Raw genomic sequence first — 25,396 nt, 5'->3', positions numbered from 1 at the left:
CTCGGACAGGGCGGAACGTGCACCGGTCGCCGTGCTGACATCGATATCATTCAGGGCTTCCAAACGGCCACCGATTTCGACACCATCGGTTTGCACCGCCTGGAGGCTGAATGTATCAGCAGCCGCACCGGTTTCACCGGTGAACGTTATGGTTGCAACGCCATCTGCGTCAACGGCAACCGTCGCACCAATCGTCGTATCCTCACTCAGCGTGCCCGCTTCGATTGCGGCCGCGACACGTTCATTGAAGGCATTGGCAAGACCATTTGCCATATCGGCCTGCGTGTCACCGTCGCGTGCGACATAGCTGACAGCACGGTTTGCATCATCAAATGCATCCCCGACTTCACCGCCAGAGGCAGAGATGTTGATCTGAACACCCATACCCGCCACAACGTTCTGAACCTCGAGAGATTGCTCGTTGGGTGTCGCACCGCCACCGATCGCAGTCGCGGCCGCCAACCCGTCAAGGTTCAGGGTTGCTGCGGTCGACGCAGTGCCTGCGCCCCAATCCGTCGTATTGGTTCCCAAATCCTGTTTTGCAACACCAATATTGGCGGATGCAACAGAACCGTCAGACGCGCGATCAAGCGAGGACAGAACATTTACTGTTCCCGACCCTGCAGTTTGTTCACGGTTCGACAACAGGTTCAGACCGTTGAACTGCGCCGCAGTCGTGATCGAGGTGATCTGCTCGCGCAGCGCCACGATATCCGTCTGGATTTTCGCGCGGTCGACATTGTCTTCCTGCGCGGAAACGATTGCCCCTTTCATCTGGGTCAGCAGGTCGGTCACGGTTTCAGCTGCTTGTGTTGCAACAGCCACAGTGGACCGACCCAGCGCCAGACTGTCGGAAATGGCAGAGAACCCTTTGACATCTGCCTGCATGGTCTTGGAAATGGCCCAGACGGCAGCGTTATCCTTGGCAGAGTTGATCGATTTCCCCGTGGAGATTTCGCTTTGGGTTTGCGCCATGTTCTTGTTGATCCCGCGCATTGTTTGCAGGGCAACCATTGCGCCGGTATTTGTCAGAATGCTTGACATGTTATGCCTTTCAGTTTGTGCATTTTGCACATGGATTTTCAGTCACCCGTCAGGGGTGAGGGTTGATGCATTCTGCATTTGGACGATAAAATGATTTTCCGCCGGTCGGGTCTTCTGCCAACTTCCGCCAATCTACCGCCAGCAAGTTACCAGAGGATGAACAAGGCGCCGATTCGGTGCGCCCTGCGGCGCATATTCGCAAAACTGGTAAACGGCCCGTCACGCGCGACGCGCCAGCTTGCCCGAGGATGGCAATAGCGGCTGTTGAGAGCCATCCTTCTGATAACAGGACGTATTTCTTGCGCGAATATGTTGCGCGATGATCGTGCGCACCCCTGACACACCCCGCCCCAATGCCGCCAGCAGGGCCTGATTATGCGCATTCGCGTCACGCAAATCCTGCAGGCGGCCATCGCGCACCCCGGTGGTGGACAGTTCCGCAATGGCGGCCTCCTTGCGGGCGGCCAAAGTTGCAAGGCTGTCGAAATCCGCACGCAGCAACGCCTGCTTTTCGTCCGCCAGCAATTTATGAATGTCGGCGACCAGCTTGTCAGACATCGGCCTTGCCCCCCGGTGCGACCGCAGCGCGCAAAACCATCTCGGCCAGTCCAATTCCGCCGTTTGCCGCGATCGCCCTTGCCTGCGCATCGACCAGAAATGACGCGAATTGATCTTCCCCGACCCCTGATTCGAAGCCGCTGGTCGGTTTTCCCACACCGGCTGCGCGCAGAAACTCTGCAAGAACAAGCGCTTCAAACTCGACAGCGCCCGCACGCTGCTGGGCATTGCGCGCGCTGATCTGATTTTCGTGAACCGGCACAGGTGCCTGTAGCGGCATGATTCCCGACATGTTTATGACCCTTTCAAGCGGTTGGAACGCCAAAATACCTGCCTGCTGGTAAAGATTCGGTAATTACTTTGTCGGATTATGGGTCATCCAGGAGGATGTGATGATCACAGGATTGACCACCGACATGCCCGCAGTGCCGGGACAGGCAGATACGAAGCCCACAGCGCGACCGTCGGGGCACGGGTCCGATTTCGCGCGCGTTCTGGCCGGTCAGTCTGCCGCCCTGCGGGAAAAGGCGGGCGCATATCCGGATCGCGGTGCATCAGACGCGCAGCAGGATGATGACACGGGGCACGCGCAGCCCGATATGCCTGATGCGAAGCTGCCTGATGCGGATGAATTCAACGAAGCGGCGTCACCGACACACCATATTCCGCCCGAGGGGGTTGACACCGATATATCGACGCGGACAGGGGGGGCGGAGCTGGTCCAACCTGTCGCGCCACAGAACCCGCATTCCCACACGACGCCGCCCCCGCAACACGCGGGGGACACCGCCCCTGCGGGTCATCCGGCGGGGGCCACCATAAACGCAGCGGCCCCTGCACAGGGCGACGTCCCGCGCGTTGCCACATCTGGCACGGGCAAGACCAAGCACCCGCACATAGCGCAACTTTCGCTTCTGGCCGCAAATACCCCTTCTGTGGCGGCGACAGAACAAACCGGGGCACGCCAATCCCAAGCGGTAGCGACCGCGTTTTATGACGACACATCCGAACTGACGGAAACCGGACCTTTGTTGTTGGATGCGGCGCCTGATCCTGACCGGCAATTCGCCATGACCGGTGCGGCTTGGGGAACAAGCCCCGCCAATTTGCCAACCGGTCTGCCGGTGAACATCACCGTTGCGCTTCCCAAAACGCCGCCCTCCTCAGGACTTCTGCGCGGTCTGCGTGACACCACAGCGGATGCCAGGACACCCGCGCCATCCGAAAGCTATGCGGCGTTGCAACCAACTGGCGCGGCCCTTATGCGCCCGCCACCAGCGGGCTGGACGCATGAAATGGCCGCAGCGCTTCAGTATGCGGGTCCTGAAAATGCGGTGCCCGAACTGCCAAGCACAGCGATCGAAACGCCCCCGATTGCAGCGCCTGACGGGACGGGCAATCATATCACGCGCGCCCCCATGCCACTTTTGCGAAACGATGCCGCATTCTCGGCCAGTCTTGCGCAGGCGATCCAGACCGCCGCTGACACGGGAAAATCGGTTTTTGAACTGGATATTCTGGAGGGAACCGGCGGAAAAATGCGGGTTTCCATCTTTGCAATGGATGGCAGTGTGCAGGTCTCCATACTGGCCGGACGGGCAGACATGCTGGACATGTTGAAACGCTCGCTCAACCTGCTGGCAGCCGACCTGACAGCGCTTGGGTTTACGGATGTCGACCTGCATCTGGGCAATCAGGGCGGAAACGGAGCTGCGCATCATTTGCATATCTCGAATTCCGCCACAGCAAATGCGCCCGAGCAAAACACCGAACCGCCCCAAGGCATCCTGAGCACGCAAGGGGCCGGAATGGATTTACGCCTGTGACCGCAATGACCGCCGCGCATCCGGCCCTCAATCGCAAGTTGCCAGGACATGGACGCCGGATATGCGGCGAAAACAAGGCTCTGTGAAAGGTTATACTGGAATGCTCGAACGCGAATATGCGCAGCATGCATTAGGTTCCTATCCCGACACCGGGCAGCACCCCCTGCCTCGGCAAACAAGTGAGTATCTTCATGCTTAACATCGACACAGCCGCCGTGAATGGACAGCCAGCCGCAAACGCCCCGCGCGCGGACAAGGGCAGCTTCAGCGACGGGTCCGACTTCGCCATGTTCTTGCGCATGCTAACAACACAAATGCAGAACCAGAACCCGCTGAATCCTGTAGAGGCATCTGATTTTGCCGTCCAGCTTGCGACATTCTCGGGCGTCGAACAGCAGATCCAGACCAACCAGCTTCTGGGCAGGCTGGCAGATCAGATGATGTTTTCCGATCTGGCAAACTGGCTGAACAAGGAAGTGGCAACAGATGCGCCCGTCACCTATTCCGGCGCACCGCTGCGCCTGCACGCCCCCGCCATTTCCGGCGCAACCAGCCGCGACCTTGTTATCTCAACCATCGAAGGGCGGGAACTTGCGCGGGTTGCGGCCAGCACCGGACAAAACAGCCATGTATTTGACCCCGCGCAGGATTTGCCCGATTCCCTGCCGCATGGGCAATATATCTTCACGATTGAGGATTTTCGCGGGAATGACACGATATCCAGTATCAAGGCGGTCCAATATTCCCCGGTGACGGAAGTGCGCAACAATAACGGACAAGTCGTACTGGTGCTTGAAGGCGGCCAGCAGGTGACCAGCGCGCAGATCTCGGCAATCCGCTAGGCTGCGCTGCATCAAACCCGCAACCAATCCTGCGCAACACCACGCTAGCGCCTGTCACGTTCATTCGCATTCGCACGACAGGCTCTAACTTATTGGTTTTGCCTGTTCGAGAAGCTCAAAACCGGATCCCACTTTTGCGCAACACGCTCTAGCGTTGCCTCTCGGCCCAATCCGGCACCATGGTTGGCGCCAGATTTTCGGCAGGAAGCAGGCGCCCCAGAATATGGTCGGCAATCTTCTCGCCGACCATGATTGAGGGGGCGTTCAGGTTTCCATTGGTAATGCGTGGAAATATCGAACTGTCCGCAACACGCAGGCCATTCACCCCGATGACGCGCCCCTGCGGGTCAACAACGGCGTCGGGGTCGTCAGCCTTGCCCATTCGGGCTGTGCCGCAAGGGTGATACGCGCTTTCAACATGGTCACGAATGAATGCATCAAGCTGAGCATCCTCAGTGATATCCGCACCGGGCTGTATTTCATAGCCCATGAAGGGCTTGAACGCCGCCTGCCCCATGATTTCGCGCGTCAGCCGGATACAAGTGCGAAACTCCGTCCAGTCATCCGGATGGCTCATGTAATTGAAACACACGCGCGGGGCGTCTTGCGCGTGAGGCGAGCGTAGCTTGACCCAACCACGGCTTTTGGATCGCATCGGGCCGACATGGGTCTGGAACCCGTGGCCCTCGGCGACGGCCTTGCCGTCATAGCGCACCGCAATGGGCAGGAAATGATACTGGATATCGGGATAATCTATGCCTGCCCGCGACCTGATGAAAGCGCAGGATTCGAACTGGTTCGACGCCCCCGGCCCCTTGCGCGTGAACAGCCATCTGGCCCCGACCCATGCCTTGCCCAGCAGCGACCAGTATTTATACAAGGTAATCGGCTGCGTGGCTGCATATTGCAGATACAGTTCAAGATGGTCCTGCAAATTCTGCCCCACGCCCGGACGGTTGGCCCGTATCGCGATGCCATGCGCCGACAGATGGGCGGCTGGCCCGATCCCTGACAGCATCAGTAATTTCGGCGTGTTGATGCTTGATGCGGCAAGGACAACTTCGGCATTTGCATGCAGGATACGGCCATCTGTCAGCTGCACACCGGTTGCGCGCTGCGTGTCATCAAAGACAACATGCGCAACCTCGCCGCGCACCAGATCTGCGTGACCTATCGCAAGGGCGGGACGCAAATAGGCGTCAGCCGCCGACCAGCGCTGCCCTTGCCAGATCGTTGCCTCCATCGCGGCAAACCCTTCTTGCGCGGCCCCGTTGTAATCGTCCGTGACGCCATACCCGGCCTGTGCACCTGCCTGAATGAAGGCGTCAAACAACGGGTTCGCGCGCGTGCCGCGCGTCACATGTAACGGCCCGTCCGTGCCACGCCATGGGGACGGCTGCGCCCCGTGCCAATTTTCCATACGCTTGAAATAGGGCAGCACATTGCCATAGCCCCAGCCACTTGCGCCGCTCTCGGCCCAATGGTCGAAATCCCGCGCATGACCGCGCACATAGACCATGCCGTTAATGCTGGACGACCCCCCGATCACGCGCCCGCGCGGACATGCGAGGGTCCGCCCGCCCAGATGCGGCTCGGGCTCTGTCATGTATCCCCAGTCATAGCGGCGCATATTCATGGGATAGGACAATGCGCCGGGCATGCGGATAAACGGGCCGACATCACTACCGCCCGCCTCCACAATCAGGACCGAATGTCCGGCTTGCGCCAATCGATACGCCACGGCAGACCCGCCGGACCCCGCCCCTACGATGATATAGTCTGCCTTCATGTCACTCTACCCCCGCCAGCGGGATTGCGCCTGCGCGCGCCCGCATGGGCGCGCCTGAAAAATGGTGTCGCGCACCGCAAGGTGCGCGTCCGCAAGGTCAAACCAGCTTGACCTGTCAATAGGGTGCGTCGACATCCCCAAGCCCCAGATAGACGGATTTTATGCGGGTATAATGCTCCAGCGCGGCATGCCCGTTCTCGCGCCCCACACCGCTGGCCTTGACGCCCCCGAAGGGCATTTCCACAGGGGTCAGGTTATAGGCGTTGACCCAGACGGTGCCCGCCTGCAACGCGCCCGCAACCCTGTGGGCGCGCGCAAGATCACGGGTGAACACGCCTGCTGCCAGCCCGTATTCGGTCGCATTGGCGCGGGTGATCACCTCGTCCTCGTCAGTGAAATCCAGCACGGACATGACCGGCCCGAAAATTTCTTCGCGCGCAAGCGCCATCTCGTCACGCACATCGGCGAATACTGTGGGCTGGACAAAACACCCGACATCTCCATGCCGCGCGCCGCCGCAAACCAGCCGCGCGCCAGCCGCAACCCCGTCTGCAATATGGCCCAGCACCTTGTGCATTTGCTGGTCCGAGACAAGCGGCCCCATCTGGGTCTGCGCGTCCAGCGGGTCGCCCAGCCTGATCTGGCGGCTGCGCGCGGCCAGCCGGTCCAGAAACGCCGCCTTGATGTTGTGGTGCACAAAAACCCGCGTTCCGTTGGAACAGATTTGCCCCGCCGAATAGAAATTGGCCAGAATTGCCGCACTGACCGCATTTTCCAGATCGGCATCGTCAAAAATGATCAGCGGCGACTTGCCGCCCAGTTCCATTGTGACGGCGCGAATGCCTTCGGCTGCCGCGGCATAGACCTTGCGCCCCGTAGGCACCGATCCCGTCAACGAGACTTTGGCCACACGCGGGTCGGTAACAAGCCCCGCCCCCACCGCACCGCGCCCTTGCACAACATTGAACAGCCCCGCAGGCAGGCCCGCCTCATGCAGGATTTCGGCCAGGGCCAACGCACTTAGCGGCGTCATCTCGGACGGTTTGAACACGACCGAATTGCCGAAGGCCAGCGCGGGCGCCGCCTTCCAGCTGGCGATCTGGATGGGATAATTCCACGCCCCGATGCCCACGCAAACGCCCAGCGCCTCGCGCAGGGTATAGGCCATGTCGCGCCCCAGCGGGATCGTCTGGCCGGTTACCGTCGGCGCAAAACCTGCGAAATATTCAAACGCATCCGCCCCCGATGCGGCATCGGCGACCAGTGTTTCCTGCAACGGTTTGCCGGTGTCCAATGTTTCCAGCACCGATAAGTCGTGATTGCGCGCGCGCAGGATCATCGCCGCGCGGTGCAGGATGCGCCCGCGTTCCACAGGGGCCAGCGCGGCCCATGCGGGTTGTGCGGCCTGCGCCGCGTCCAGTGCGCGCGACATGATGTCAGGTGTGGCTTCATGCAGCCGCGCGATCACCTCGCCCGTGGCGGGGTGGATGCTGTCGAATGCGGCCCCAGCGGTGTCCTCGACCCATTCGCCTGCAATGAAGTGGCTGGCTTTCGGTTGTGATTTCATCTTGCCCTCTTGTCCAAAGCGGCTTGCAGCCATCCCGTAACCTGTTGTTCGGCGCGGTCGCCATTCGGTTCCCCCGGCCCCAGCGCCTCGCGCAGGTAAACCCCGTCAATCATGGCCGCCGCCCCTTCTGCCAGATCCGCCGCCGCGCCGTCGCCCGCAAGCGGTCGCAGGGCGTGGCGCAGATTGCTGCGCAGGCGTTGCTGGTAAATGCGCAGCAGGCGCGCTGCCTGCGCATTGCGCTGCGCCATCACATAGAAATTCAACCATGCCGACACAGCGTCTCGACGAAAGTTGGTGCCGCTGAAGGACACACGGATCAGCGCCTGCAGGCGTTGCTGCGGGCTGTTGGCCATGGCCAGCGCGCCGCGCATTTCCGCGCCGTAAACCGCCAGAATATGGCGCATGGCCGCCAGAAACATCTGTTCCTTCGATCCGAAATAATGATGCGCAAGCGCCGATGACATGCCTGCACGCCGCGCGATACGGCTGACCGTCACCTCCAGCGCGCCGGTTGCGCCGATCTCGGCAATTGCTGCCTTGATCAGCGCGTCCCGCCTGATAGGTTCCATTCCAAGCTTCGGCATGGTCAATCCCTGTAACAACAAGACATGTTTTTGGTTGCAAGATGACTAGCTGATTGTTTATTGATTGGTCAATCAAGAAAAATCAAATCCGGGAGAAATGCCTATGACCCTACGTCTGACAACATTCGCCGCCGCCGCGACAGTTGCTGCCGCCCCTGCATTTGCGACATGCGAACAGATCACCTTTTCCGATGTGGGCTGGACCGACATCACCGCCACAACGGCTGTCGCGACCACGATACTGGACGCGCTTGGCTATGAAACAAATACACTGGTTCTGTCTGTGCCCGTGACCTACACATCCATGGCCAATGGCGATGTGGATGTGTTTCTTGGCAACTGGATGCCCACGATGGAGGCAGACATTGCCACCTACCGCGACGCGGGCACAGTGGACACCGTGCGCCGCAACCTTGCGGGGGCAAAATACACGCTTGCCACCAATTCCGCAGGCGCGGCCCTCGGGATTGAGAATTTCGGCGATATTGCCGCACAGGCCGACGCGCTGGAAAACCGCATCTACGGGATCGAGCCGGGCAATGACGGCAATCGTCTGATCCTTGACATGATCGAGGCTGATGCCTTTGGCCTGTCGGCATTTGAAGTTGTCGAAAGTTCCGAACAAGGCATGCTGGCGCAAGTCGCCCGCGCCGACCGTCGCGGCGAACCCGTTGTCTTTCTGGGGTGGGAACCGCACCCGATGAATGCGAATTTCGACCTGACCTATCTGGCCGGTGGCGATGACTGGTTCGGCCCCGATTTTGGCGGTGCGGAAGTCTATACCAACACCCGTGCCGGACTGGTCGAGGAATGCCCAAATCTGGGCCAGTTCCTGAACAATCTGGAATTCACGCTGGAGTTGGAAAACGAGATCATGGGCGCCATCCTGAATGACGGTGCCGTGCCCGAAGATGCCGCGCGCACATGGCTGTCGGCCAATCGTGATGCGCTGACCCCTTGGCTGGACGGTGTAACCACCCGTGATGGCGGCGACGGGCTGGAGGCTGTTCTGGCAGCGCTGGACGACTGATATAATGCCCGCTGGCCCCGGCAGCATGCCCGGGGCCGCAGGCGCGCGCCGGACACGCCGCCGGCGCCACTTGCCAGAACAGGAGCAGATGCGTGTCCGACATGCTTACAAAACCCATCACCGATGCGAAAATCCCTGTCGGGCGCAGCATCGCCGCCGCCTTTGACTGGCTACAGGACACGTTTATCACGGCCTTTGACGGGTTGGAGGCCGGGTTGCGCAGCATGATCGGGCTGCTTGCCACCATGTTGCAATCCCCCCACCCGTTTGCCGTGATTGCAGGATTTTGTGCCGTAACATGGGTGCTGCAACGGCGTCTGGTTCCGGTTCTGATTGTCGCGGCCTGTGCATTATTTGCCCTGAACCAGGGCTATTGGGTGCTGACGATGCAGACCCTGACGCTGGTGCTGGCGTCATGTATCGTGTGCATGGGTGTGGGGGTTCCCTTGGGCATTTATTCCGCCCATCACCCGCGCTTTTACCGCGTATTGACGCCGGTTCTGGACCTGATGCAAACCTTGCCGGTCTTCGTCTACCTGATCCCTGTGCTGGTCCTGTTCGGGCTGGGTATGGTTCCGGGGCTGGTCGCAACAGTGATCTTCGCAATGCCTGCCGCAATCCGCCTGACGGAACTTGGCATACGGTCCACGCCCACCGCCCTGAACGAGGCCGCCACCGCCTTCGGCGCGACCACCGGCCAGCGCATCCGCAAGGTGGAACTGCCCTATGCCTTTCCGCAGATCATGGCAGGGCTGAACCAGACCATCATGCTGTCGCTGTCCATGGTTGTGATTGCGGGGCTTGTCGGTGCCCCCGGTCTGGGCGTGCCGATTGTGCGCGCCTTGAACACGGTCAATGCGTCACTGGGGTTTGAGGCAGGCGCGGTTATCGTCACAGTCGCGATCATGCTGGACCGCATGCTGCGCGTAGAGGTGAAACCATGACCGACCCCGCAATTCGCTTTCGCAACGTCTCGATCGTGTTCGGAAACAACCCCTACAAGGCGATTCCGCTGATGGAAACCGGCCAAAGCCGCGATGACATCAAGCGCGCCACCGGACAGGTTCTAGGGGTGCATGACTGCACGCTGGATGTGGGACATGGTGAAATTGTCGTGCTGATGGGCCTGTCGGGGTCGGGCAAATCGACCCTGCTGCGCGCCGTGAACGGGTTGAACCCGATTGTGCAGGGGGATGTGCTGGTCCATGATGGCGATGCGCTGGTCAGCGTGCCGAAGGCGAACCGCGCCTCTCTGCGGCGGTTGCGCACACGCAGTGTTGCGATGGTGTTCCAGCAATTCGGCCTGCTGCCATGGCGCAGTGTGCGCGAGAATGTGGGCTTCGGGCTGGAACTGGCCGGTGTGGGGCGACGTGAGCGGCGCGAGAAGGTGGCCGAACAACTGGAACTGGTGGGCCTGTCGCAATGGGCGGACCAGCCGGTCAGCGCCCTGTCCGGGGGCATGCAGCAACGCGTGGGGCTGGCGCGCGCCTTCGCCACAGATGCGCCGATCCTGCTGATGGATGAACCGTTTTCCGCGCTGGACCCGTTGATCCGCGCGAAACTGCAAGATGAGCTGCTGGAATTGCAGCAACGCCTGAAACGCAGCATTGTATTTGTCAGCCATGATCTGGACGAGGCGTTCAAGCTGGGCAACCGCATTGCCATTCTCGAAGGCGGGCGCATCATTCAGTGCGGCACGCCCGCGCAGATCTATTCCCGCCCCGCAAACCAGTATGTCGCTGATTTCGTCGCCAATATGAACCCGCTTCAGGTGTTGCGCGCGCGCGATGCGCTGGCGCGCGCGAACACGCCCGCCGCCATCAAGACCATTGATGCCGATATGCCGATCCGGCAGGTAATGGACCTGATGGACACCCGCACCACCTGCCTTGCCGTCACCGAAAACGGGCACACGCTTGGCTTTGTGACACCGCAATCGGTTCTGGCCGCCCTGACCTCCACACGCGGGGTGGTGAACTGACGCGGGGTGCGCTGCGACGGGCCTGAGGGGGATCACCCAAGGCGCGGGCTTCATTCAGGTGCGAATGTGCCCGTCATGCGACAAAACACACGCACCCCTACCCCGCCTGCCCGATCCGGAACACGCAGCCGTCACTGGGCAGTTCCGGCAAGGTTGCGCACAAGCCGCGCGCAACCATCCACGACGCCAGCACCTTGGGCACATAATCGCGGGTTTCGGCAAAAGGCGGCACGCCCCCGTTACGCCGCACCGCCCCCTCGCCCGCGTTATAGCCCGCAAGCGCCAGCACGATGTCATTGTCGAAATGGCCCATCAGCCAGTTCAGATAGGCCACGCCCCCACGAATATTCTGGCCGCTGTCAAACGCATCCGCGACGGAAAACCGCGCCGCCGTCGCGGGGATCAACTGCATAAGCCCCTGTGCCCCCGCATGGCTGACCGCATCCACGCGGCCTGCAGATTCCACCGCAATGACCGCCAGCACGAGGGCGGGTGACACATTCGTGCCGACCGTGGCGCGCAGGATATCCGGCCCGTGAGCCTGTGCCAATTCTTGCAGGAACTGCAACCGCGGCACGGGCACATCGCGGCCCTGCGGGGGGGCATTCAACGTGGTCATTGCCGCCATGAACCGCCCCGAACTATCCTCCAGCGCGGGCGACACGCTGTCCCAGAACCACGCCAGACTGGACGCGGGCGCCGCCGCCGGCCCCTGCCCGTCACGGCCGGAACGCGCAATGGATTGCGGGCTGGGACGGGCCGCCATGAAGCGCGCCTGTTCTTCGGGGTCAATCTGCACCGTGATACGCGGCCCCGCAGTTGCCCCGGGAACCACACGCCGGAACGTAAAATCCGCCCCTTCGGCAAACACATGCTCGGGCATGACCGCGAATCCCGCCCCCAGAATCAAGGGCGCAGCCCAAAGCAGGGACAGGCGCGACGGCACGATTTTCTGCATCTGATTAACTGCTCTTTCAGCTTTTTGCAGCAGTATGACCTGAAATCAGGATTCGATCCAGCCCATTCCACATGGCAGGGAACCCAGCAAAAACAGACAGATACCAGACTTATACGTTATTTCCACAAAGGACGATTCAGCGTTTTTCCGGCCAGATACCCAAAATTAAAAAAACGTAAAAAAAAGCGAACGCACGAAAATCGTACCTTTTCTGCCCAAATCAGAACACGATTCACTGGCTTATTCAGTCTCAGCCAAGCGGTGAACAAAACATGGTCTGAGTAACCGGTTAGGCAGAGTAGTAAACGTTCAAATCTGGAGAATATATTATGAAACTGTTCGCAAACATCAAAAACTTCGCCGCTGATGAATCTGGTGCTGTTACCGTGGATTGGGTCGTTCTGACCGCCGCGATCGTGGGTCTGGGCATTGCAGTTATTGCGTCGGTTCGCACTGGAACCAGCGAACTGGCAGGTACAATCAGTACTGCAATCGGCGGCGCTACCGTCGGCGCGGGCGGTATTGAAATCACCGACACAACAGGCGGCGGCGACGAATAATACTCGCGACAGCATCAAAACCGACTTCCTGTTTGCCGCGCATCACCAGATGCGCGGCAACGTACTGTTGCATGCCACCTACCGACAACGGCACACGATCCCCACGGCCTTAATCTCCCGTGTGACTGCGCCCCCGCGCCGCCGGAATCCCAGCATCATTGCGCCACATTCGGCCGCTAGTGTCAGACATAGAAACAGTTGCAGCATCGTAATACGTACAATACCAAACAAGGACCAACGCTATGCGCCTTTTATTCGCAGCAATTCTTCTGGCAGGGCTTGGGCTTGCGGGCTTTGCCGTGTACCAGACCCAGCAATATGTCGGCCAGATGGAACGCGAACTGGTGGCGGCCCGCGCGGCGCAACCTGCGGGCAACACCATCGAAACCGTCGATGTCTACCTGACCAGCCGCAACCTGCGCTATGGCGAACGCATGACACCTGCCGACCTGATCACCGCGCCCTTCCCCGCCAATGCCGTGCCGGTGGGCAGCTTCACCGATATCGACGCCATTTTCCCAGATGGCATTCCGCACCGCACAGTCCTGCGCGCCATGGACACGCGCGAACCGCTGCTGACCAGCAAACTGACCGAACCGGGCAAGGAAGCGGGCATCACATCGCACCTGACACCGGGCAAACGCGCATTTACCATTGACGTGAACCAGACCAGCGGCGTTGCGGGTTTCTTGCGCCCTGGTGACCATGTTGATGTGTTCTGGACAGGGCGCACGCGCGAATCCGGCGATATGACCAGCCTGATCGAGCCGCGCATGCGCATCATCGCCGTGGACCAAAGCGCCGATATGGAACGCCGGTCGGAAGCCACACTTGCACGCAATGTCACCGTTGAGGCGCTGCCGGAACAAGCCGCGGCACTGGCGCAGGCGCAAAGTTCGGGCCGCCTGTCGCTGGCGCTGGTCGGCATCAATGACGATTCCATTTCCGGTGCCATCGAAATGACGCAAGACCGCCTGCTGGGTGTCGTGCGCGAAGAACAGGTCGCGGTTGAGGCAGAACGCACCTGTCATGTGCGCACCCGTCGCGGCAACCAGCTAGTGCTGATTGAAACCCCCTGCACCAACTGACAGTTTTCCGACTTTCTACATATAAACAGGCGCGCGACGACCCATCGCGCGCCTTTTCATGTGCCGCCCCGCCCCATAAGCCAGTTCTTGCCCCCTTGCCCGCACACTATATCCGGTAACATACGGGACGGTCGCCGCCACATGCAGCCGCTAGCCTGCCAGAAGTTGCAAATTTCACATCATCCCCTGCTGTGAGACACTGAAAAACTTGCAAAAAAATCGCTTTTGGGCCATCCTGTCGCAAAATGGGGAAAACCCCGCATATAAACAGGCAGTTGTTCGAGGCAGGTTCAGATGAATTTCAAGACATTGGCGGCGGCGCTGCTGGCAGGAAGCGCGATTGCGTTTGTGGTCCCGTCGCACGGGTATGCGGAAACGCTGCGCGTGCTGAATGGCGCGTCCTCCTCGACGCTGAGTATTCCGATGAACAGGGCGGTCGTGGTTGAAACCGACACACCCTTTGCCGAACTCTCGATCGCGAATCCGGGCATTGCCGATATTTCCACCCTCTCCGACCGGTCCATCTATGTGTTGGGCAAGGCGCCGGGGCGCACCACCCTGACAATCCTTGGGGCGGATGGCAGCCTGTTTTCCAATGTCGATGTGCAAGTCACCCCCGATATTGCCGAATTCCGCGAAAGATTGCGCCAGATCCTGCCGAATGAGCGTATTGAAGTGCGCACCGCCAATGACGGGATTGTCCTGTCGGGCGTGGTGTCCACTGCCGCGCGTCTGGATGCGGCAATGGAGCTGGCGCAGCGCTACGCGCCTGAACGTGTCTCCAACCTGATGAGTGTGGGGGGAACACAACAGGTCATGCTGAAAGTGCGGTTCGCGGAAATGAACCGCGAAGTGCGCAAGAACCTTGGCATCAGTTTCCAGCTGAATTCCAGCATCAGTTCCGGCCCGAATGTGCGTCTGGGCACAGGCGCACTTGACGGGTCGGCAAGCAGTGTGGACCTGCCCGGTTCGACCACGGGCCGCCAGGGCGCATTGGGCTTTCGCGTGGGTGGCGGCAGCCTGACTGCGCAAGTGCTTCTGGAAGCGCTGGAGGCACAGGGCATGGCACGCACATTGGCCGAACCGAACCTGACTGCCCTGTCGGGGCAGGAAGCGTCGTTCCTTGCGGGGGGCGAAGTGCCGGTGCCCGTGGCATCAACCGATGGAAATATCGCCGTGCAGTACCGCCCGTTCGGGGTCGAATTGCAATTCACACCGCGTGTTCTGGATGACAATGTCATCAACCTGTCGCTGAATGCGTCGGTCAGTTCGATCGACACGGCCCTGTCAGGCGATGGTATCGGCGCAGGCGGCATTCCGGCGCGCGCCTTCCGCACACGGGCCACGCAAACGACCGTTGAATTGCGCGACGGCGAGAGTTTTGCAATCGCGGGCCTTCTGGAAGATGATTTCCGCGCCAATTCCAGTTCAATCCCGTGGTTGTCCGATATTCCCGTTCTTGGGGCGTTGTTCCGCAGTTCGGGATATGAGCGCCGCCAGACAGAGCTGGTGATCATAATCACGGCGCATCTTGTCACGCCCACCCGCGGCGAGGCCCTGATGCTGCCCACCGACCGCGTGCGCCCGCCATCAGAACGCGACCTGTTCCTAAGCGGACGCCTGACATCGCGCAACAGCGGGGCCGAGGGCGAGGTTGCGCGCCAGGATTTCGGCGGCTCTTACGGGTATGTGTTTGATTGACTTAAGCGGCCGCGCTGGCCAGGCACTATGAAACGGGTGAATGCAATGAACAGACGTTTTTTCATGCTTGGCGGTGCGGGTCTTGTCCTTGCTGCATGCGATGGCCCCAATGCCCGCGAAGCAGGGATTGGGCTGGATGAGGGCGGATTTGGCAATCCGACGATGCACAACACACTGGTTCAGACCGGCCGTATCAACATTGCGGAAATCATGACCCGCCGCTTCGAGGCGGAAGTGCCCGCGATGGTGAATTTCGCCTTTGACAGCGCCACCCTTGATGGCGAAGCACAACGCATTTTGCGCCATCAGGCCCATTGGATGAAACAGTTTCCGGAACTGCGTTTCCGCATTTTCGGACATACAGATCTGGTCGGCAGCGCGGCTTACAACCAGCGTCTGGGCCAGCGCCGTGCGGATGCCGCGCGCCGCTATCTGATGCAGCAGGGCGTGCCAAGCAACAGCATTATCGCAACAGTTTCGCGCGGACAATCGCAGCCGTTGATTGTCACCCAGGGACGGGAACGCGCAAACCGCAGGACAGTCACCGAAATCGCCGGTGCAATCCGGCGGCACCCCACGGTCATGAACGGCGAATATGCGCGTATCCTGCACCGCGAATATGTGGCAAGTGCGGCCCCCGCGCCAACCATGGGCGAAAGCTCCCTTTAAACCGTCAGGTTGATATGCCGGTGTGGCCCTTGCTGGCGCAACTGCGCCAGATCTGCGCCTTTGCACCTGTAATATGCAGCAGGTGACAACGGCAACGCCCCCCCCCGCCAAAGAACGACACACTTGCGCATGCACTTATGTCGCGCATCATGCCCGCAAATCACCGTTTGGGGGCGAACTTGTCGAACAATTGCATTTGTTTGGCCTAAATCTTGCCAGATTTGTGGACAATCTTGGGACAGTATCCAAGGGAAGGTCTGTCTGACCACACCTTTGGGCAATGCCACCGCGTGGCATTTTTGTTTGTATTGAGGTTGGTCGAATGACGGGTAGCGCGAGCGGAGAACCAAAAATCAGGGCCTGCACAGTATGTCGGGACGTGCGCAACTTCGATCTTCTGATCGAAGACATGGAGGCAATCTACGCCGACACATGGGGCGAACTGACCTTTATCGAAACCGTGTCATTTCTGGACGATCCCGATGCGTCTGAACTGGAACTTCTGGCGATTGCGCTGGATGATGAGGACAGCGCACAGACAAATCTTGTGCGGCTGATCATCGAACGCGCGACGGCAAAATCCATTCGGGTCCTGCTGATCGCCGAGTCGCTCTCGCCAATTTTGCTGCACCAGATGCTGCGCGCCGGTGCCGATGATTTCGTGCCCTACCCGCTGCCGGAAAATGCCCTGAAGGACGCGATAGAGCGCCTTCGCAAAGCCGCCCAGACTGCGGCTGGTGTCCAAACCGCCGCCACACCCAGCGGTCGGAACGGCACGATTTTCGCGGTTCAATCGCTTGCAGGTGGTGCGGGTGCCACGACATTTGCCGTGAACCTGGCGTGGGAACTGATGCAGACGAAGGACAAATCCGATCTGTCGGTCTGCATCCTTGATCTGGACTTCCAATCCGGGACAGTCTCGACCTATCTGGACCTGCCGCGCACTGAAAAAGTTTATGAAATGCTGTCGCAAACCAGCACGATGGACCGCGATTCCTTCTTCTCGGCGCTGCAACGGTTTCAGGAAAAGCTGCATGTGCTGACCGCGCCGTCGGACATGCTGCCGCTGGACTTGCTGTCGCCCGATGAGATTGAGCGTGTCATCAGCATTGCGAGCGACAGTTTCGACATCGTCGTAATCGATATGCCCAGAACAATCGTTCATTGGACCGAAACTGTCCTGAGCGCGTCCGAGCAGTATTTCGCAATCATGGAACTGGACATGCGCAGCGCCCAGAACACGCTGCGGCTGATCCGCGCGCTAAAGGCGGACGGGCTGTCCATGGACCGTTTCCATTTCGTTTTGAACCGCGCGCCGCGTTTCACCGATCTTGGCGGGCGTTCGCGTGCCAAGCGCATGGCGGAAAGTCTGGGAATTTCCTTCACAACCTTCATTCCCGACGGTGGCGCGCAGGTGCGCGACGCGAATGATCACGGACTGCCCTTGGGGGAGTTCGCCGCCAAGAACCCCGCCGGAAAAGAAATACGCAAGCTGGCCCAATCAATTTCCGAGGCCAGAAACACCGCGAAAATCGCAGCAGAATAATAGGGGCTGTAACCATGTTTGCACGGTATCGCAAAGACACCACCTCAAAGCCGGTATCGGCCACCCCGCCACAAGTGGCGCCCAAGCCTGCCGCCCCTGCGGCTGCCCCAGCCGAGGCCCCTGTCGTACCCAGACGTGACACCGCGCGACAGGCCGCGCGCCCCGACGCATCGGACAAACTGGCGCAACGCAAGCTGCGGATAAACACAATCAAAAGCGACCTGCACAAGCGTTTGCTGGAAGACCTGAACCTTGCTGCGCTGGAAAAGGCCAGCGAAGCGGAAGTGCGCACTGAAATCAGCGCAATCGTCGCCGAGGCGCTGTCAGAATTCGATGTGGTCCTGAACCATGACGAACGGATGATGCTGAACCATGACCTGTATTTCGAGGTTATGGGTCTTGGCCCGCTGGAACCGTTGCTAAATGACGATTCCATCAACGATATTCTGGTGAACGGCCCGAAACAGATTTTCATCGAACGCGCTGGCAAGCTGGAACTTAGCGATGTGACATTCCGCGATGACCGCCACCTGATGCGGATTATCGACAAGATTGTTTCGGCCGTAGGGCGTCGTGTGGACGAATCCAACCCCTATGTCGATGCACGGCTGGCAGATGGATCACGCTTTAACGCGATGGTGTCGCCGGTTGCCGTGGACGGGGCGCTTGTCTCGATCCGGAAGTTCAAGAAAGAAAAGCTGGGCGTTCAGGATCTGGTCGATTTTGGCGCATTCTCGCCCGAAATGGCGCTGTATCTGGAAGCCGCTGTTGCCACGCGCCTGAATGTCATTGTGTCGGGGGGAACAGGGTCGGGCAAAACCACAACCCTGAACGCCCTGTCCGGCTTCATCGGGAACGAGGAACGCGTTCTGACGATCGAGGATACGGCAGAATTGCAACTACAGCAAATTCATGTCGGCCGTATGGAAAGCCGCCCCGCCAATATGGAAGGCAAAGGTGCCGTGACCCAGCGCGACTGTTTGCGCAACGCCCTGCGTATGCGCCCCGACCGCATTATCGTGGGCGAAACCCGCGGCGAGGAAGTCATCGACATGTTGCAGGCCATGAATACCGGCCATGACGGGTCAATGACGACAATTCACGCCAACAATGCCCGCGACGGCATCAGCCGGCTGGAAAACATGGTTGCGATGGCGGGGCTGGAAATGCCGTTGCGCGCGGTGCGCAGCCAGATCGGCTCGGCGGTGAACCTGATCGTGCAGGTGTCGCGCCTGCAGGACGGGTCGCGCCGAATGATGTCGATCACCGAGATCACCGGCATGGAGGGGGAAATCATCACCATGCAGGAAATCTTCCGGTTTGAACGCACAGGGCTGGAACCGGGTGGCAAGATCGTCGGGCATTTCACGGCAACAGGCATTCGATCGCATTTCGCGGACCGGTTCGCGCGCTGGGGGTATGAACTGCCAGCAACACTTTATGAACCCACAGGACCGAGGTAACACATGTCAGAGTCATTCGGCCTTCTGGTATATCTGGCGATATTTGGCGCCGTGGTTCTGGTTGTGCAGGGCGTCTACCTGCTGACCTTTGGCAAAAGTATCGAACATGCCAAAACAATGAACCGGCGCCTTGACCTGATGGAGCAAGGCCAGACCAAAAAAGAAGTGCTGGAACATCTGCGCAAGGAACGCGGGGCGCACGGGCGCGGGGTATCGGCACTGCCGCTATATGGTTTGCTGGAATCGCATGCCCGCAAGGCGAATGTCGCCTTCTCTCCGATGCAGCTGATCTTGTTGATGTGCGGCTTGTCCGCCTTCAGCCTCATCATGCTGACATTAAGCACGGCATCGGGCACAGGCCTGCGGGTCGCCCTTTCGGCGGCATTCGGATTTGGCGGGGTCTATTTCTGGCTGGCCAGCAAGGCCAAGAAGCGTGTTGCCGCCATCGAGGAACAACTGCCCGAAGCCATCGAACTGATTGTGCGCAGCTTGCGTGTCGGGCACCCTTTTGGCGCGGCGCTGAACATCGCATCAGAAGAAATCGCAGACCCGCTTGGCACCGAACTGGGCTTGATCGCCGACGAGGTCGCTTATGGCCGTGACGCTGGCGAGGCGATCGCAGAGTTTGGCGAGCGTGTCGACATGCAGGATTTGCGCTTTCTGGCGGTCTCTGTGTCCATCCAACAAAAATCCGGCGGCAACCTGGCCGAGATCCTTGAGGGGTTGTCGCGGGTCATTCGCGCGCGGTTCAAATTGTTCCGCCGCGTCAAGGCCATCACTGCCGAGGCAAAATGGTCAGGCATGTTCCTGTCAGCGTTTCCAATTGGCGCGATGGTCATGATTCAGGGCATCAAGCCCGACTATTATGACAGTGTGAAAGAGACCCCGATGTATATTCCGCTGGCCATTGTCGTCTGCGTCTTTCTGGTCGTGAATATTCTATACATGCGCAAGATGACAAATATCAAAGTGTAGCGTCGCCCCTGCTGCGGTGCGGGCGGATTTAACAAGGACAGGCATAAGGTGTTGGACATGTTTCAGGGTGCATTCGGAATGATCATTCTGGCCGGACTGGGTGGTCTGGCACTGATCGCGGTTGCCGGGCTGGCCTTTGTCGTCAATGCGCGTCCGGACCCTATGGCGAAATTCAGCGAAACCGCATCACGCGCGCGCGCATCCAAATCCGACGCACAGGCATTGCGCCGCGCCAGCACGGGCCTTGATCTGGCGGCATTGCGCAAATACGCCAAGTTTCTGGAACCCACGGACGAAAAGGAACTGTCCGAGGCGCGCAAGAAAATGGTGCTGGCAGGCTATCACAGCAAAAACGCCGTGCGCGACATGCACGCTGTGCAGTTCCTGCTGGCCATTGGCGGTATCACACTGTCGCTGTTGCTGGTTTTTGTTATCCTACCGGGCAAACTGGACGGAACTGCGGTTCTGGCGGCGGTCATGGTGGCGCCCATGCTGATCGGGTATTTCCTGCCGCGCCGTTGGGTGGAACAACGTGCCGCAGCCCGTCAGGAAGAAATCATGGCAGGGTTCCCCGATGCGTTGGACATGTTGCTGATCTGCGTCGAGGCGGGACAATCGCTGGACCAATCCATGCAGCGCGTCGCCAAGGAAATCCGGCCCGCATACCCCGCCCTGAGCGAGGAACTGACAACTGTTAGCGATCAGGTGCGCGCCGGTCGTGAACGCGGCGAGGTGTTGCGCGAAATGGCCAAGCGTGTGGATCTGCCCGACATCACATCCTTTGTCACGGTTATCGTGCAGGCGGCAACCTATGGCACATCCATCACCCAGGCCTTGCGCGTGTTTGCCGCCGAAATGCGGGACAAGCGCATTATGCGCGCCGAAGAAAAAGCCAACCTCTTGCCGACCAAGATGACATTGGGCACAATGATGTTCACGGTGCCGCCATTGCTGATCATTCTGATCGGCCCGTCTGTTGTTGGTGTGATGACAGAACTTAACCCGGCCGCCATTATGGGGAATTGATGCCGCGATCTGTTCTTGTTGCCTGCCTTTGCCTGTCCGGGCTGGTTGCGGCCTGTGCCCCTGCCCCGCAAAATGGCGCTGTCGATCTTGGCATGGGACCGGATCAGATGGGACCGCAGGCCAGCCGTAACGACATAGCCGAAGCCGTGGACGGTCTGATCGTCGGGCACAGGCTGATGGCCGCGGGCGAATTTGAACTGGCATTGCGCGCCTATTACCGGTCCATGGCCGAACAAGGCACATCGGTCGATGCGCTGTCTGCCATCGGTTCGGCCAATTTGCGATTGGGGCGCGTGCAGCAAGCCGAACAGATATTGCGGCGCGCACTGGAACTGGACCAGCAATTCGTGCCTGCGCATAACAATCTGGGTGTTGCCCTTGCAGAACAAAACCGCTGGGGCGAAGCGCAATTGCATTTTCGCAACGCTTTCGCCTTTGACAGCGGGCACTCGCGTGAAATCCGCGATAACTTGCGTTTAGCCATCGAAAAGACCGCCGAAACAGGCTATGATGACTCCGAGGCACATCAGCTTTCGCTGATGCGGCGCGGGAGTGGCAGGTTCTTGCTGCTGTCTGCGCCACTATAAGAGCAGTGAGGACGCAAAAATGCGCCACCCCGGATTGATTGCGCTGCTGGCAGGCAGTGTCTTTTTTGTATCTGCATGCGAAGACAGCAAGCAGGCATCAGTTTCCCGTGCGATTGACAGCGTGATCGATGTCGACAACCAGAATATGGCCGACCTGATGCTTGCTGCCGGAAACCCCGAAGAAGCGGTTTCCTATTTTACCACGCAAGTTGAACGTGACCCCGCACATCTGGGCAACCAGCGCGGTCTGGCACGATCGCTTGTGCGTGCCGGACGCGTTTCCGACGCGGTGCCAGTGTGGCGAACCGTAACAGCGCATGCAGACGCCACCAATGATGACCGCGTCATGCTGGCCGATGCGCTTATTCGTGCCAATCGCTGGGCCGACGCCGAACAGACGTTGAATGCCATCCCCCCGACACATGAGAGTTTTGACCGCTACCGGCTGGAAGCGATTATCGCCGACAGCAAGCAGGACTGGAACAAGGCCGATCATTTCTATGAAACGGCAGCGGGCATGACCACCAGACCGGCAAGCGTGTTGAACAACTGGGGGTATTCCAAGCTGACGCGCGGTGCACCGCGTGACGCGGAGGCGCTGTTTAGTCAGGCCCTGCAACATGATCCGGACATGTTTACGGCCAAAAACAACATGGCGCTGGCGCGTGCCGCACAGGGCAATTACAGCCTGCCGCTTGTCCGCATGAGTCAGCAGGAACGCGCAATGCTGCTGCATACGATGGCAATCGCCGCCATCCGCAAGGGCGATACCAATGTCGGCCGCACCATGCTGAGCGAGGCCATTGAGACCCATCCGCAGCATTTCGACGAAGCCGTGCGCGCGCTTCGCGCCCTCGAAGGCGGAGGGCGCGGCTGATGATGCTAAGCAGTTCTGCGGCACTGTGGTTCCTGCCATTCATCGCCCCCATCAGCCTGTGGGTCGCCTGGAGTGACATGAAATGGATGAAAATCCACAACAAGGCTGTTCTGGCCCTTATCGGCATCTATCTGGTCATCGGGCTTATTGCGCTGCCCCTGAATAGCTGGGCGTGGGGCTGGGCAAATTTCGCGGCCGTTCTGGGCGTGGGTTTCGTGTTAAGTTCCGTGGGGTTGCTGGGTGCGGGCGATGCAAAATTTGCAGCCGCCATGGCCCCGTTCATTGCGCTGGGGGATTTAAGCCTGTTCCTGCCCTTGTTAGGTGTGGTCATCATCATCAGCTTTGTCGCGCATCGCATTTTGCGCAGCACACCCGTTGCATTGCGCTTCCTGCCAGAATGGGAAAGCTGGCATCGCAGGGAATTTCCATTGGGGCTGGCCTTGGGGCCGGCATTGCTGTTCTATATCGCGCTTGCGGCATTCCTTGGAAACGGTTCGGTAAGCTAGAACGTCATCAGGGCTTGCCTGCCATCATTGCCCCCCGACCAGAGTATTGTGCATGAATAGTCCTACATCACAGATCCAGCCGCCGCAGACATTGCGCTCCCTTGGTGCCACCGGCCTGAATACAGTGCTGATGCGCGATATTCTGATCAAGACGATCTATCGCATGTCCCTGTCGCGGATAACGGATATTGCGCGCCAGATATGCCTGCCTATTCCGCAAACAATCGAACTGGTCGATCTGGTGCGCGCAGAACGCCTGCTGGAAGCGCGCAGCACCAAGGCCGGGGATGACGGCACCGAAGCCGCGTTCGAATTGACCGAGGCAGGCAAGGCACGCGCGATGTATGCGCTGTCACAGTCGGAATATTACGGACCAATGCCCGTGCCGCTGGACAGTTACCGCGAACAGCTGCAACGCCAGTCCATTCGGAATATCAAGATCACGCGGCGTGAACTGAAAATCGCGATGGGTGACCTGATCCTGCCGCCCACGCTTATGGACGACCTTGGCCCTGCTGTCAGTTCTGGGCGTTCCATCCTGATGTATGGGCCACCGGGAAACGGAAAGTCGTCAATCTCGAACGGAATTCGTGCGGCGATGGGGGATTGCATTTATGTTCCCCGCGCCATTGAAACGGCAGGTCAGGTGATCAGCGTTTATGACCCGATCGTGCATAAGCTGGTCAAAACCTCTGACGACAACCCGTCGCTGCTGCGCCAAAGCGGCAACCGTTTTGACAACCGGTATGTGTATTGCGAGCGCCCGACGGTCATTACCGGCGGCGAACTGACACTGTCGATGCTGGACCTGAACTATAACCCCACCACCCGGACCTATCAGGCGCCGCTGCAATTCAAGGCAATGGGGGGGGTGTTCATCATCGACGATCTGGGCCGGCAGGAGGAGCCGCCACAGGCGATTATCAACCGCTGGATCGTGCCCATGGAAATGAATTACGACATTCTGGCGCTGGCCTCGGGGGAAAAATTCATCGTCCCCTTCGATACACTGGTGATTTTTTCGACCAACTTTCACCCGAATGAAATATTCGATCAGGCGGCGCTGCGGCGCATTTTTTACAAGGTCAAGATTGATGGTCCCAGTCAGGCCGATTTCCTGAAAATTTTTGCGATGGTCGCTAAGAAACGCAGGGTGCCGCTGGATGAGGATGCGATCATTTATATGATCCAGAAAAAATACCCGACAATCAACAATGTTTATGCGAATTACCAGCCGGTCTTCCTGATCGACCAGATGATCAATATTTGCGATTTTGAAGGCAAACCGCGTCACATGTCACCGGAGCTGATTGACCGTGCATGGAAAAACATGTTCGTGCAGGTGGAAGAAATAACACGTTAAACTGTTATGGGGCCGCCATTTATGGCCGAAGTCAACCTTCGCACTTGGATAAAGCCCGCGCCATTGGTGGGCCGGGGTCTGCCGATCCGGCGTTGGTGAAGTTCACTTTATGCAGGCGGCATACTCCGACTTTCAAGGCCGGAAGCCCCATCAGCGCAATCGGCAGGCCGCGGGACGGCCCGCCGATGGTGTGGGCCACCTGCGGCCTTGTCCCGCACCTTCTGGCAATGCCTAGAGCGTGTTGCGCAAAACCGGTTCCCACTTTTGGGCAACATGCTCTAGCCCAGATCAACCGCCCGCGCTTCCAGCACATCAAACGGCACGCCCGGTTCGGCCTTCGCGCAGCGGATCACCAGCGATGTCTTGACCGTGGCCACGTTGTCGGCAGCCAGCAGGTCTTCTGTCAGAAAACTTTGGAAACTGGACAGATCAGGGGCCACGCATTTCAGGATAAAGTCGATCTCGCCGTTCAGCATGTGGCATTCGCGCACAAACGGCCACTCACGGCAGCGTTGCTCGAAACGCGACAGGTCGGCCTCGGCTTGCGAATTCAGCCCGACCATGGCGAAAACCTGCACCTCGAAGCCCAGATCACGCGCATTCACCTGCGCATGATAGCCGCGGATGTAGCCTGCCTCTTCCAACGTTCGCACACGCCGCAAGCATGGCGGCGCGGATATTCCGACACGCTTGGCCAGCTCGACATTCGTCATGCGGCCATCTGCCTGCAATTCAGCCAGTATCTTGCGGTCAATGGGATCAAGCTTGCTGCCTGACATGCGAAAACTCCTTGATATTTGCGCCTTATGTATGCCGAAGCGCCCGCACGCGCAATAATATTTCAAAGTTGCGCAAT

General features: G+C 59.4%; 25 protein-coding genes. 17 read left to right on the top strand and 8 right to left on the bottom strand.

Features of this window, described 5'->3' with window-relative positions:
* The 3 genes from ACTIE1_RS14560 to ACTIE1_RS14550 form a co-directional block, all read right to left on the bottom strand.
* Positions 1-1,044 (bottom strand): flagellin N-terminal helical domain-containing protein (locus ACTIE1_RS14560; protein ID WP_439563458.1); only part of this gene is annotated, 1,044 nt, incomplete at its 3' end.
* 219 nt (positions 1,045-1,263) lie between these two features.
* Complete coding sequence (locus tag ACTIE1_RS14555; protein WP_439560841.1) at positions 1,264-1,602, bottom strand: hypothetical protein; 339 nt, start codon at positions 1,600-1,602, stop codon at positions 1,264-1,266.
* A complete protein-coding gene (locus ACTIE1_RS14550; RefSeq protein WP_439560842.1) occupies positions 1,595-1,894 on the bottom strand; it encodes a rod-binding protein in 300 nt (99 codons plus the stop codon). Before ACTIE1_RS14550 ends, ACTIE1_RS14555 begins: the two co-directional genes overlap by 8 nt.
* Positions 1,895-1,994: 100 nt before the next feature.
* On the opposite strand from ACTIE1_RS14550, the gene ACTIE1_RS14545 reads away from it, so the two are divergent.
* Positions 1,995-3,428: a hypothetical protein gene (locus ACTIE1_RS14545; protein WP_439560843.1), complete on the top strand. Its 1,434-nt coding sequence runs from the start codon at positions 1,995-1,997 to the stop codon at positions 3,426-3,428.
* Positions 3,429-3,619: 191 nt separating this feature from the next.
* Positions 3,620-4,270, top strand: coding sequence for a flagellar hook capping FlgD N-terminal domain-containing protein (locus ACTIE1_RS14540; protein WP_439560844.1), 651 nt, complete (start codon positions 3,620-3,622; stop codon positions 4,268-4,270).
* Between the two features lie 148 nt (positions 4,271-4,418).
* On the opposite strand, the gene betA is transcribed toward ACTIE1_RS14540, so the two are convergent.
* The 3 genes from betA to betI all read right to left on the bottom strand — a co-directional run bounded on the left by betA (position 4,419) and on the right by betI (position 8,210).
* Positions 4,419-6,059, bottom strand: a complete 1,641-nt coding sequence (gene betA / locus ACTIE1_RS14535) for a choline dehydrogenase (RefSeq protein ID WP_439560845.1) — start codon at positions 6,057-6,059, stop codon at positions 4,419-4,421.
* Positions 6,060-6,174: 115 nt separating this feature from the next.
* A complete protein-coding gene (gene betB, locus ACTIE1_RS14530; protein ID WP_439560846.1) occupies positions 6,175-7,626 on the bottom strand; it encodes a betaine-aldehyde dehydrogenase in 1,452 nt (483 codons plus the stop codon).
* Complete coding sequence (gene betI / locus ACTIE1_RS14525; RefSeq protein WP_439560847.1) at positions 7,623-8,210, bottom strand: choline-binding transcriptional repressor BetI; 588 nt, start codon at positions 8,208-8,210, stop codon at positions 7,623-7,625. The genes betB and betI overlap by 4 nt, the downstream gene beginning before the upstream one ends.
* Positions 8,211-8,313: 103 nt before the next feature.
* Here betI and choX point away from each other — a divergent pair, with 103 nt between their 5' ends.
* From choX to choV, 3 genes are all read left to right on the top strand, one after another.
* Entirely contained in the window at positions 8,314-9,240 is a 927-nt protein-coding gene (gene choX, locus ACTIE1_RS14520) for a choline ABC transporter substrate-binding protein (protein ID WP_439560848.1), read from the top strand.
* Between the two features lie 101 nt (positions 9,241-9,341).
* On the top strand, positions 9,342-10,184 hold the full coding sequence (gene choW, locus ACTIE1_RS14515; protein ID WP_439561182.1) for a choline ABC transporter permease subunit: 843 nt from the start codon (positions 9,342-9,344) through the stop codon (positions 10,182-10,184).
* Positions 10,181-11,221, top strand: coding sequence for a choline ABC transporter ATP-binding protein (choV, locus tag ACTIE1_RS14510; RefSeq protein ID WP_439560849.1), 1,041 nt, complete (start codon positions 10,181-10,183; stop codon positions 11,219-11,221). The genes choW and choV overlap by 4 nt, the downstream gene beginning before the upstream one ends.
* Before the next feature lie 97 nt (positions 11,222-11,318).
* On the opposite strand, the gene ACTIE1_RS14505 is transcribed toward choV, so the two are convergent.
* A complete protein-coding gene (locus tag ACTIE1_RS14505; protein ID WP_439560850.1) occupies positions 11,319-12,179 on the bottom strand; it encodes a lytic transglycosylase domain-containing protein in 861 nt (286 codons plus the stop codon).
* A 329-nt stretch (positions 12,180-12,508) separates the two neighbouring features.
* Between ACTIE1_RS14505 and ACTIE1_RS14500 the strand changes: the two genes are divergently transcribed.
* The 12 genes from ACTIE1_RS14500 (at position 12,509) to ACTIE1_RS14445 (ending at position 24,540) form a co-directional block, all read left to right on the top strand.
* Positions 12,509-12,739 carry a Flp family type IVb pilin gene (locus tag ACTIE1_RS14500; RefSeq protein ID WP_439560851.1) on the top strand — a complete coding sequence of 77 codons (231 nt, stop codon included), beginning with the start codon at positions 12,509-12,511 and terminating at the stop codon, positions 12,737-12,739.
* A gap of 242 nt (positions 12,740-12,981) precedes the next feature.
* On the top strand, positions 12,982-13,827 hold the full coding sequence (gene cpaB, locus ACTIE1_RS14495) for a Flp pilus assembly protein CpaB (protein ID WP_439560852.1): 846 nt from the start codon (positions 12,982-12,984) through the stop codon (positions 13,825-13,827).
* Positions 13,828-14,121: 294 nt separating this feature from the next.
* Positions 14,122-15,528, top strand: coding sequence for a type II and III secretion system protein family protein (locus tag ACTIE1_RS14490; RefSeq protein WP_439560853.1), 1,407 nt, complete (start codon positions 14,122-14,124; stop codon positions 15,526-15,528).
* Between the two features lie 45 nt (positions 15,529-15,573).
* Positions 15,574-16,197: an OmpA family protein gene (locus tag ACTIE1_RS14485; protein ID WP_439560854.1), complete on the top strand. Its 624-nt coding sequence runs from the start codon at positions 15,574-15,576 to the stop codon at positions 16,195-16,197.
* Positions 16,198-16,576: 379 nt separating this feature from the next.
* Positions 16,577-17,743 carry an AAA family ATPase gene (locus ACTIE1_RS14480; RefSeq protein ID WP_439560855.1) on the top strand — a complete coding sequence of 389 codons (1,167 nt, stop codon included), beginning with the start codon at positions 16,577-16,579 and terminating at the stop codon, positions 17,741-17,743.
* A gap of 14 nt (positions 17,744-17,757) precedes the next feature.
* Positions 17,758-19,206 (top strand): CpaF family protein, encoded by a 1,449-nt coding sequence (locus ACTIE1_RS14475; protein WP_439560856.1) that lies wholly within the window; start codon positions 17,758-17,760, stop codon positions 19,204-19,206.
* Between the two features lie 3 nt (positions 19,207-19,209).
* The gene (locus ACTIE1_RS14470) at positions 19,210-20,181 is read left to right on the top strand and encodes a type II secretion system F family protein (RefSeq protein WP_439560857.1); all 972 of its coding nucleotides are present in this window, start codon (positions 19,210-19,212) and stop codon (positions 20,179-20,181) included.
* A gap of 57 nt (positions 20,182-20,238) precedes the next feature.
* Positions 20,239-21,207, top strand: a complete 969-nt coding sequence (locus ACTIE1_RS14465) for a type II secretion system F family protein (protein WP_439560858.1) — start codon at positions 20,239-20,241, stop codon at positions 21,205-21,207.
* On the top strand, positions 21,207-21,794 hold the full coding sequence (locus ACTIE1_RS14460) for a tetratricopeptide repeat protein (protein WP_439560859.1): 588 nt from the start codon (positions 21,207-21,209) through the stop codon (positions 21,792-21,794). The genes ACTIE1_RS14465 and ACTIE1_RS14460 overlap by 1 nt, the downstream gene beginning before the upstream one ends.
* Positions 21,795-21,813: 19 nt before the next feature.
* Positions 21,814-22,671: a tetratricopeptide repeat protein gene (locus ACTIE1_RS14455; RefSeq protein ID WP_439560860.1), complete on the top strand. Its 858-nt coding sequence runs from the start codon at positions 21,814-21,816 to the stop codon at positions 22,669-22,671.
* Positions 22,671-23,177, top strand: a complete 507-nt coding sequence (locus ACTIE1_RS14450) for a prepilin peptidase (RefSeq protein ID WP_439560861.1) — start codon at positions 22,671-22,673, stop codon at positions 23,175-23,177. Before ACTIE1_RS14455 ends, ACTIE1_RS14450 begins: the two co-directional genes overlap by 1 nt.
* A 52-nt stretch (positions 23,178-23,229) precedes the next feature.
* Complete coding sequence (locus ACTIE1_RS14445) at positions 23,230-24,540, top strand: ATPase (protein ID WP_439560862.1); 1,311 nt, start codon at positions 23,230-23,232, stop codon at positions 24,538-24,540.
* A 278-nt stretch (positions 24,541-24,818) separates the two neighbouring features.
* Here the strand turns inward: ACTIE1_RS14445 and ACTIE1_RS14440 are convergent, their stop codons facing one another.
* A complete protein-coding gene (locus ACTIE1_RS14440; RefSeq protein ID WP_439560863.1) occupies positions 24,819-25,319 on the bottom strand; it encodes an Lrp/AsnC family transcriptional regulator in 501 nt (166 codons plus the stop codon).
* Positions 25,320-25,396: the final 77 nt, after the last annotated feature.

Origin of the sequence: Roseinatronobacter sp. (assembly GCF_051859525.1) — a bacterium.
In the GTDB taxonomy this organism is placed as follows: Bacteria; Pseudomonadota; Alphaproteobacteria; order Rhodobacterales; family Rhodobacteraceae; genus Roseinatronobacter.
The sequence above is the reverse complement of the archived record's forward strand: the minus strand, read 5'-3'. Positions and strand labels throughout refer to the sequence as shown.